13 protein-coding genes are annotated in these 8,394 nt (G+C 41.0%); 5 read left to right on the top strand and 8 right to left on the bottom strand.

Annotation, left to right across the window (positions count from 1 at the left end):
• Positions 1–191 (top strand): hypothetical protein (locus HWQ42_RS04565; RefSeq protein ID WP_292809724.1); only part of this gene is annotated, 191 nt, incomplete at its 5' end.
• On the opposite strand, the gene HWQ42_RS04560 is transcribed toward HWQ42_RS04565, so the two are convergent.
• Both HWQ42_RS04560 and HWQ42_RS04555 read right to left on the bottom strand, forming a co-directional pair.
• Positions 188–529 (bottom strand): hypothetical protein, encoded by a 342-nt coding sequence (locus HWQ42_RS04560; RefSeq protein WP_292809721.1) that lies wholly within the window; start codon positions 527–529, stop codon positions 188–190. The two genes, HWQ42_RS04565 and HWQ42_RS04560, sit on opposite strands and share 4 nt — an antisense overlap.
• 69 nt (positions 530–598) lie before the next feature.
• Entirely contained in the window at positions 599–2,149 is a 1,551-nt protein-coding gene (locus HWQ42_RS04555; protein WP_292809719.1) for an FAD-binding domain-containing protein, read from the bottom strand.
• Positions 2,150–2,523: 374 nt separating this feature from the next.
• Here HWQ42_RS04555 and HWQ42_RS04550 point away from each other — a divergent pair, with 374 nt between their 5' ends.
• Positions 2,524–2,799: an HU family DNA-binding protein gene (locus HWQ42_RS04550; protein ID WP_292809717.1), complete on the top strand. Its 276-nt coding sequence runs from the start codon at positions 2,524–2,526 to the stop codon at positions 2,797–2,799.
• Between the two features lie 26 nt (positions 2,800–2,825).
• Here the strand turns inward: HWQ42_RS04550 and HWQ42_RS35435 are convergent, their stop codons facing one another.
• Complete coding sequence (locus tag HWQ42_RS35435; RefSeq protein WP_334701936.1) at positions 2,826–2,990, bottom strand: hypothetical protein; 165 nt, start codon at positions 2,988–2,990, stop codon at positions 2,826–2,828.
• A gap of 141 nt (positions 2,991–3,131) precedes the next feature.
• On the opposite strand from HWQ42_RS35435, the gene HWQ42_RS35430 reads away from it, so the two are divergent.
• A complete protein-coding gene (locus HWQ42_RS35430) occupies positions 3,132–3,308 on the top strand; it encodes a hypothetical protein (RefSeq protein WP_334812402.1) in 177 nt (58 codons plus the stop codon).
• Here HWQ42_RS35430 and HWQ42_RS04540 read toward each other — a convergent pair.
• Entirely contained in the window at positions 3,288–3,752 is a 465-nt protein-coding gene (locus HWQ42_RS04540; protein WP_292809715.1) for a hypothetical protein, read from the bottom strand. The two genes, HWQ42_RS35430 and HWQ42_RS04540, sit on opposite strands and share 21 nt — an antisense overlap.
• Positions 3,753–3,781: 29 nt before the next feature.
• Positions 3,782–4,648 (bottom strand): TrpB-like pyridoxal phosphate-dependent enzyme, encoded by an 867-nt coding sequence (locus tag HWQ42_RS04535; RefSeq protein WP_292809713.1) that lies wholly within the window; start codon positions 4,646–4,648, stop codon positions 3,782–3,784.
• Positions 4,649–4,736: 88 nt separating this feature from the next.
• Here HWQ42_RS04535 and HWQ42_RS04530 point away from each other — a divergent pair, with 88 nt between their 5' ends.
• Complete coding sequence (locus HWQ42_RS04530) at positions 4,737–4,928, top strand: hypothetical protein (protein ID WP_292809711.1); 192 nt, start codon at positions 4,737–4,739, stop codon at positions 4,926–4,928.
• Positions 4,929–5,062: 134 nt separating this feature from the next.
• On the opposite strand, the gene HWQ42_RS04525 is transcribed toward HWQ42_RS04530, so the two are convergent.
• The 3 genes from HWQ42_RS04525 to HWQ42_RS04515 form a co-directional block, all read right to left on the bottom strand.
• Positions 5,063–5,866: an SDR family NAD(P)-dependent oxidoreductase gene (locus HWQ42_RS04525; protein WP_292809709.1), complete on the bottom strand. Its 804-nt coding sequence runs from the start codon at positions 5,864–5,866 to the stop codon at positions 5,063–5,065.
• A gap of 158 nt (positions 5,867–6,024) precedes the next feature.
• Complete coding sequence (locus HWQ42_RS04520) at positions 6,025–6,921, bottom strand: alpha/beta hydrolase (RefSeq protein WP_292809706.1); 897 nt, start codon at positions 6,919–6,921, stop codon at positions 6,025–6,027.
• Between the two features lie 399 nt (positions 6,922–7,320).
• A complete protein-coding gene (locus HWQ42_RS04515) occupies positions 7,321–7,668 on the bottom strand; it encodes a hypothetical protein (protein WP_292809704.1) in 348 nt (115 codons plus the stop codon).
• Positions 7,669–7,798: 130 nt separating this feature from the next.
• On the opposite strand from HWQ42_RS04515, the gene HWQ42_RS04510 reads away from it, so the two are divergent.
• On the top strand, positions 7,799–8,254 hold the full coding sequence (locus HWQ42_RS04510; RefSeq protein WP_292809702.1) for a thermonuclease family protein: 456 nt from the start codon (positions 7,799–7,801) through the stop codon (positions 8,252–8,254).
• Positions 8,255–8,394: the final 140 nt, after the last annotated feature.

Raw genomic sequence — 8,394 nt, 5'->3', positions numbered from 1 at the left:
CTGTTCAGTTATATATCCAAAGGGTGAAATGGGAGAAATGGGAAGCCGAACAGCAAAAACAAAGTAATACAAGTTTATCTGACATACAGAAATGCGCTTGGTGGTTCTGCACCTGCTTGAAATCTACGACAAATTTTAACTGGAGTGCTGGTTTTAGCCTCAAGGCTAGTTTGGTTTGTCTTGACAGCTAATCATACGTAAATAACTGAACATTGTTACAATTTTTACATTTACGTGTCCGCAGCTTTTCGCCTTCCCCCCACCCAGCCTCATCAGCACGGAAATATACCCACTGACTTACTGATTCTCCAACGGTACGACCCCAAACAAAATTTTGTGAACCGCAGATAGGACATGGCGTTTCTTGTGGGCTAAAGTTTTTATGATTCGGTTGGTTGTTCATGAGCTTCTCCCGATAAATTCTGAGTGCAATCTTCAGGAGGCATTGCGCCAGAGTGCGATCGCGATCACTTGAGATTGAAGTACCGATTTTCCCCAACTGAGTGATAATTTTATTTCCAGCAATCATCACCGTAAAAGACTTTCTGTTGTCCGTTGGGTAAAAATATCGCGCACCATCCGTAATCTAGATAATGCTTCACTCTTGTGTCAGGGAAAGCTTTTGTTGATATTCTTTGTACTCTCTGTCTTTATGCTGCCAGTATTTCTCAACTGTTTCTTTAGCAGCGATTGCACTATCGTATTCATCTCCACCTTCGCTTAATAATCGCTGTTTTGTTTGCTTTCGTAAGTCAGAAACAACCTTACCATTAACTTTACGCGTCTTTGACCAATCTAGAATTGGTTGTGGATAATAACTATTGTTAATGTATTTCTCCTGTTCAATTTCTGGTAAACTGTAGCCCCGCAGTTCCGGTATCCAGTGGTAAATAAAGTCTCCTTGAGGGTCTTTTTCGGCAATATTCTTTGACGGGTTATAGATGCGAAAAGTATCGCTAAATGGATTAGTTGCACCAGCCTGCATCTGCCATTGCCAATTATTAATTGCTAAATCTCCATCTACTAAATAGTTCATATAATGTCTAGCGCCGTGATGCCAGGAAATACCACAGTTGATAGTTAAAAACGTGGCACACATTGCCCTCATCCGAAAGTTCATCCAGCCCATCGTTTGAAGTTGCCGCATACTTGCGTCTACTAAAGGGAAACCTGTCATTCCTTCAAGCCATGCCTGAAATAACTCTTGTTTTGCAGGTGATAATTCTGATGGTATATACAAACTATCAAATTCCGGGTAACGGTTAGTGTAAGCAATTTCTGGATAAAAATAGAGTCTTTGAGTGAAACTATCATGCCAGCGTAAACGGTCTCGAAATGCTTTGAGGGAGAATTCTGCCTTGGGTTGAGTTTTTAATTTTTCTGCTCTGGTTTTAGTACTTTGATAGACAGTACGGGTTGAAATAGTCCCGAAAGTCAGGTGTGGTGACAAGTGAGATGTTACTCCAAGCTGTGATAACATTGGACGAGAAAGCTTCCAGTGATAACCGTAGTATCTCTTCTGTAAAAATGAGTCTAGCTTGTCTTGTGCTTCGGTTTCACCTCCTGAAAAATAAATTTTCTCTCCTGCCCAAAAACTGTGATACTTATGTTTAAGTTCTTCAAATGTTAGTTGTGGTAAATTGAGAGTCACTTGGGGCGTGTTGATAGTTTGAGGTGTTGGATGTTGGGGTTGTCTTTGATAGCTATAGTATTCGCTAAACCACTCATCACGTTTATCTTGTGATTGCAGAAAGTTGTTCAGCCCAATGTGGTAGTCGAGATTCAGCTGCTTGTAAAAATCAACTATAGTTTTATCGCGGCTGATACCATACTTTACCTGCACATCACGGTTAAAGAAAAGTTTGGGTTTATACCTAAGATCAGTTAACTGCTTAGTCAACTCTGGCACAATATCTGTAGAATTACCTTCAAATAAGTACAGCCGACTACCTAACTTTTGAAGATTAAAATTGAGGTTTTCCAACGACTCAAATAAGAACCGAACTCTCTTCTTTCCCACATCAGCCCAGGTATAAAACCAAGGGTCAATGATAAAGAATGGCAAAACTTCTGCACCGTCAGCAGTTGCTATTGTGACAATTTCGTTATCAGTTAATCGTAAATCTCGACGGAACCATAGAAGGTGCATTGTTTAATCTACCATCACTACAATACATTTGTACCAATAATTTCTTTTGCTGTCGAAGTTGAGTGTCCATAGCTAGATGTAATACCATTTTGGATTTTTGATTTTAGATTTTGGATTGTGAAACATCCATTGGATAAGTGTTTCAGTTTTCCATCTGTCGCAATCATTTTTCAAATTGGTATAATTTATCCTCACTTATTGAGGAACTGGGTGCTGTCAAGGAGCTACCCCTTAATTTCAAGTTGCCACAGGAGTAACCGTGCATTGTAAATTTTCGTATGCTGCTTGATTGTTAGTCGTTTTCCCCCTATCCTCACAAAAGGTAGTAATGGTAAAGTAAATTTCCTTTTCAAAACAAGACTTCAGGGCGATTTATGAACAAAGGTGAATTAGTGGATGCTGTAGCAGCCAAAGCCAACGTCACAAAAAAGCAAGCCGATGAAATCATCAGTGCTTTTTTGTCAGTAGTTATCGAAGCTGTAGCGAATGGAGAGAAGATAACGCTGGTAGGGTTTGGGTCATTCGAGCGACGCGATCGCTCAGAGCGCGAGGGGCGTAATCCCAAAACCCAGGAGACAATGACTATTCCAGCAACTAGAGTACCTGCGTTTTCTGCTGGAAAGCAGTTTAAAGAAAAAGTAGCGCCATAAAGCATAAGCAAGAAAGAGCGAAGGCTCTAAATTGAATCATCCATCCAGCCGCACTTACAATCCCAATGCACTCTTGAAGTGTCGCCCCGGTCAAATTCACTACTACACTGTGGACATCTACCAGTAAACATCGGATGCCAATCAAGTAACTCCAGTTTTTGCTGTTGTGTCCACCTCTGTTGTGGTTGCACAATTAACTTGCCGTTGTAATAAGTGGCTCCTTCTAGGTTCCCATAGTTCTACTGGTTCGGCGTTGGGGTCTTCTCGAAAGTCTAAGCAGCTGTCAGCAACTGATCCATTAGGGTGGACGGTACAGACAAGGTGAGGATTATGTGAGTATAAGAGACAGCGATGCCTACGGCGGGCTACGCCTACGCACTCTCTTTACTTTCGGCATAGTACCAGTATATTGCCTGTTCCAAGCGATCGCTTGTTGGTTCAACTGTATGGTTGTTTCGAGCGTCACAAAGAAAAAGGGAATTGTTGGGTCACGAATCAACTACAGGTAATCCTGCCAGGGCCATTGCCACTTCTTCTGCACTATATTCAGTATCAACAAGCCGTCCAGCTTGATAATCGATATAAGCTTGCATATCAAAATGTCCATGACCGCAAAGATTAAACAGGATAGTTTTGCTTCTTCCTTCTTGTTTGCAGAGCAGAGCTTCGTCAATTGTTGCTTTGACAGCATGATTAGCTTCTGGTGCTGGCAAGATTCCTTCAGAAGTCGCAAAAGTTAATCCAGCAGCAAAGCAAGCGAGTTGGTATTCAGCACGTGATTCAACTAATCCCAAATTCACAATATGGCTAACAAGGGGAGCCATACCGTGATAGCGCAAGCCTCCAGCATGAATTCCTTCGGGAACAAAACTACTACCTAAAGTATGCATTTTGGTAAGGGGGGTTAAGTGGGCAGTATCACCAAAATCGTAAGCATATTTTCCACGAGTCAATGATGGACAAGCAGCAGGTTCGACAGCTATTACTTGTATATCTCGTTCTCCTCGCAGTAAAGACCGAGAAATGGGAAGGCAATTCCGGCAAAGTTGCTACCGCCACCAGTGCAGCCAATAACAATATCAGGATAATCTCCTGCCATTTCTAATTGAGTCAGTGCTTCTTGACCAATGACGGTTTGATGCAGGAGTACATGATTGAGAACACTACCTAAAGCATACTTAGTTTGTTCATCAGCAGCAGCTACTTCTACAGCTTCACTAATAGCAATCCCCAAACTGCCACTACTATTGGGATGTTGTGCAAGAATTTTACGTCCGGCTTGGGTTTGAGTGCTTGGGCTAGCAACGACCCTCGCGCCGTAGGTTTCCATTAAAGCTCGGCGGTAAGGCTTTTGCTGGTAGCTAACCTTTACCATATAAACTAAAACTTCTAAACCGAATAGCGCACCGGCAAAAGCTAGAGATGATCCCCACTGTCCGGCTCCGGTTTCAGTAGTTAGCTTTTTGACTCCAGCTTGTTTATTGTAGTATGCTTGGGCGACCGCAGTATTCGGTTTGTGGCTTCCAGAAGGGCTAACACCTTCATATTTGTAGTAAATTTTGGCAGGCGTATCTAAAGCTTGTTCTAAACGACGGGCACGATAAAGAGGAGTTGGTCGCCACTGGCAATAAATAGAGCGGACTGCATCTGGTATTTCAATCCATCTTTGTTGGCTAACTTCTTGCTCAATCAGTGCCAATGGAAACAAAGGTAATAATTCATCTGGTGTAATTGGCTTACCAGTAGCAGGATTTAAAACTGGTGGTAAGGCTTGTGGCAAGTCAGCTTGGATGTTGTACCAAGCTTTTGGCATTTGGTTTTCAGTGAGAACGTATTTAATCGTGTCCATATAATTAGGTTATGCACAACAGTAAAATTGTACATTTACGATTCTCCAAGAAAAAAGTTAACTTTTATTGTTCTTCAAGAGGTTAGTTATGACAAAAGAATATATGGAGTCTTTAGAGGCAATTGTTGATCAATTAACATTAGCCGCAGTTCTAGAAATGTTAGAACGAATCAGTCATAAAAAAGCAGAAAATCTCAGAAATCATTGGAAATATGAGGCTTCTGCAAAGTTTTGGGATAAAGCTGCCAGACAGATAGAACAGATAAATATTGATATCTAATTAAAATTTTGGTTGTATTGCAAAGCTTTGCCCTAGCCTTACAGCCCTTCTCAATACAAGAGGCACTGTTCGCATTCGGGCATTCTCTGGCAGGCGGTGGCGCAGCTATCGCTGTATTAAATAGAAGCTGTGATTTATGGCAGGTTCAACCGCTTGCGGGCACCAAATCGAAACAAGTTATCTGGCAATATTGCTTTCAAGCGAGGCAACCATTGTGCCTCATTACCAACGCGATACCGTAATCGTGGGGAACGGCTACGAGCAGCAAAGACAATTGTCTGTGCAACTTTTGTTGGATCATCGCCTTGTGCAATTGCTTGAGTGACAGTTGAGCGAATCACATCACGTACATTGTCGTAATCAGCATAATTGAAGGTGGGTGGTAACATGGCATGGTTGAAGTTAGTCTTAAAGTAACCAGGCTCAATTAAAGACACTTTAATATTGAACGGGTCTAGCTCCACGCTCAGTGCTTCGCTATAACCTTCGAGGGCAAATTTACTTGCACTGTAAAAACCTTGACCGGGTGCGCCAATCAATCCTGCGACTGAACTGATATTGATAATATGTCCACTCCGCTGCTGTCTCATAATTGGTAAAACGGCGTTAGTGAGGCGGACAACCCCCCAAAAGTTGGTTTCAAAGATTTCTTTGGCTTGTTGTAAAGAAGTTTCTTCCAGCATACTGGCATGAATTTGTCCAGCATTATTAATCAGTAAATCAATGCGATTAGTCCGTGTGAGCAACTGTTTGATACATAATTGCACTGAGTCATCAGAGGTAACATCGAGCGTTAACATTTCCACATCATCTGATGCTGGATGTGATTTGCGACTGGTACCGAAGACCCAATAACCTACAGCAGCAAGCTTTTTAGCAGTTAATTGCCCAAATCCAGATGATGCTCCTGTAACTAGCACGACCTTTTTATCAGTCATCTGTTTTCCTTTTTAGAATATAAATACGATTTCATATAACTTTTTATAGCTAAAGAAAGATTTGATTTTTGTATCAATTTATCTGTTCTACACTAGCTTAAGTGCAGAATAGCTAAATTATACCTAGCGGAACTTTTAAAATATCCTCTTAAGCTCAATTAAAATTTCCCACTATTCAGAAAGTGTAAAATATGTTGAGATGTGATTTGTGGCTGTTCAATTTGAGGGGCATGACCGCAATTTTTGAGTAATATTAGTTGAGAGTTGACAATAGATTGCTGAAATTTTTCTGCATCTTCAGATGGCAATATATCATCAGTTTCTCCCCATAAAATGAGTGTTGGTTTGTCAACTTGGGCAATTGTATTTGCTAATTCACTATAACCACCAGATTTTACATAATCAATCATGGCATCATTCCAACCAGGCATTTCTTGGTGTAACATGGCGCATTGAATAGCCAAAAGTATTTTGGTATCTAGATTAGGTAAGATACTACATATATTTAATGCCAAGATGTGGCGTTGACGTAGATATTCCACAGCCAAAAAATCAAAAGGAGGAAACAAGTATTTGGTAAAGACGGGAGAACTAGTGTAACCTAAACTATTAATCAATATTAATGATTTTACAACTTGAGGGTAAGTAACAGTAAAATCAATTGCAGTTGCACCTCCCATTGATGCGCCCACTAGTGTTATCGGTCTGTTGATTAAAGTTTTCCAAAAATCGTAAAGGTGAATTCTGATTGTAGTTGGACTGTAATTTATTTCTTTTTGCCTTTGTGTAAAGCCAAAACCTAACAAATCTACTGCCCATGTTTCATTTTGAGTAGCAAGTAATGGCAACAGAAGACGGAACTCTAGGATGGAACTGTCGAAACCGTGTAGCAGCAGAATTGGTGTTCCCCCACTACCTTTTTTAATATAGGTTGTGAGGATTTGGTTTTGGCTCAGGGAGGTTGCAAGAGCAATTCTCTCAATACTTTGGGCAAAAGCAATCGCTTTTGGGTCTGTTAATTGATTAACTTGTGATGGGAGAAAATTAGTCAACATTACTTTTCACTCCAAACTAATTTTCCACAACCCATCTAGCGCATTGGATTGTTGCAATTGACTATCACTCCTGCCAAGCCAATTATTGTCATACACCAAGCCAAGTGTCACTGTAAGGATAAGATGGTTCTTGGCCACTTTTGGTGATGATGAAAGGTTACGCGCTTTAAGGCAGAAGGCAGGAGGCAGGAGGCAGAAGGCAGAAGGCAGAAGGGTTTTAAGATTTTGCCTGTCGTCGTAGAACTTGTGATAAAGACCCAGATCCAACCTGAAGACTTTTCTTATGATGTAGAGGTTTTCTAACCCTTGTACCACAAGACTTTCTGTAGTTTTCTTCTTTCTTCTTTCTTCTTTCTTCCCTCTGCCCTCTGCCCTCTGCCTTCTGCCTAAACCAGCCCACTACTGATCACCAAAAGCTGACAATAACCATCTTATGCTTTCAGTGACACCAAGACTGAACGTGCTACTTACAGGATATTGCCCTATTTTTCCAAAACCTTCAATATTGTTTGAGTCAGTAATTACCTGTTGGTTCAACTGTATAGTTGTTTGGTTGCCGTCATCAAAGTAAATTGTGGCCCGCTTGTTGTGAAAGCTGACCTGAACTTTGTAAAGACCACCAGTTGCATAATAGTAAGCTCTAGCAGGCAGCTTTTGACCATCAATATTTTGCCCTTTGAACTCAACTGCCATTGCAGGCGTGCCTAGCAGCAACAAGGCTGGTAGGACTAACCTTAAAACTTTCATTGGTACTAACAATCACTTTCAATGAAACTATTTTCTACTTTAAAACATAAAAATAATTTGTGAGTTAACTAGTGATCGCTTGGCCGAAATTGGGAATCCTAAAAGAAGTTAAGAGTGATTTTTAGTACAAATGGTTTTTAAATTTCGCTTGATTGGTGTTGGGGCTTTGTTTCTAGCTCAAATGTCGTTACCCGTATTTGCCAACAATCTTACCGCTACAGTTGTAAGCGTAGGTGACGGTGACACCATACGGGTGAAAACTGGTAACAAAACTGTAACAGTCCGCCTTGCTTGCATTGATGCACCAGAGATGAAACAGAATCCTTGGGGACAGCAATCATCAGCAAGACTCAAACAACTCCTACCAGTAGGACAAGCCATTACTCTACGCTCCGTTGAAACTGACAAATATAAGCGATTGGTAGCAGAGATTTATGTAGGGAATCGCAGTATCAATGTGAATATGGTGCAGGAGGGACAGGCTATAGTTTATCGCCAGTATCTCAAAGGCTGTCCACAATCTAAAGATAGCTTGTTGCAAGGTGAAAACACCGCCAAACAACAGCGTTTAGCATTTTGGAGTTAGGCTAATCCTGTGATGCCTTGGGACTTCCGCCACAGAGCTACCCAAAAGACAACTTCACAACCCATCCAACCGCAGCAACAGAATAAGGGACTTCCAAAGAATAAATTATTCCAAGAAAAACAAGAAATATGTTTTCTCAA

This window comes from Nostoc sp. JL23 (assembly GCF_017115065.1).
Classification (GTDB): Bacteria; Cyanobacteriota; Cyanobacteriia; order Cyanobacteriales; family Nostocaceae; genus Nostoc; species Nostoc punctiforme_A.
Note: the sequence above shows the minus strand (reverse complement) of the source record. Positions and strands in the feature narration are given on the sequence as shown.

Excerpts from the sequence above, each read along its gene's own strand:
- HWQ42_RS04560 (WP_292809721.1), bottom strand. The coding sequence starts at position 529 with ATGATTGCTGGAAATAAAATTATCACTCAGTTGGGGAAAATCGGTACT.
- HWQ42_RS04555 (WP_292809719.1), bottom strand. The coding sequence starts at position 2,149 with ATGCACCTTCTATGGTTCCGTCGAGATTTACGATTAACTGATAACGAA.
- HWQ42_RS04550 (WP_292809717.1), top strand. The coding sequence starts at position 2,524 with ATGAACAAAGGTGAATTAGTGGATGCTGTAGCAGCCAAAGCCAACGTC.
- HWQ42_RS04535 (WP_292809713.1), bottom strand. The coding sequence starts at position 4,648 with ATGGACACGATTAAATACGTTCTCACTGAAAACCAAATGCCAAAAGCT.
- HWQ42_RS04530 (WP_292809711.1), top strand. The coding sequence starts at position 4,737 with ATGACAAAAGAATATATGGAGTCTTTAGAGGCAATTGTTGATCAATTA.
- HWQ42_RS04525 (WP_292809709.1), bottom strand. The coding sequence starts at position 5,866 with ATGACTGATAAAAAGGTCGTGCTAGTTACAGGAGCATCATCTGGATTT.
- HWQ42_RS04520 (WP_292809706.1), bottom strand. The coding sequence starts at position 6,921 with ATGTTGACTAATTTTCTCCCATCACAAGTTAATCAATTAACAGACCCA.
- HWQ42_RS04515 (WP_292809704.1), bottom strand. The coding sequence starts at position 7,668 with ATGAAAGTTTTAAGGTTAGTCCTACCAGCCTTGTTGCTGCTAGGCACG.
- HWQ42_RS04510 (WP_292809702.1), top strand. The coding sequence starts at position 7,799 with ATGGTTTTTAAATTTCGCTTGATTGGTGTTGGGGCTTTGTTTCTAGCT.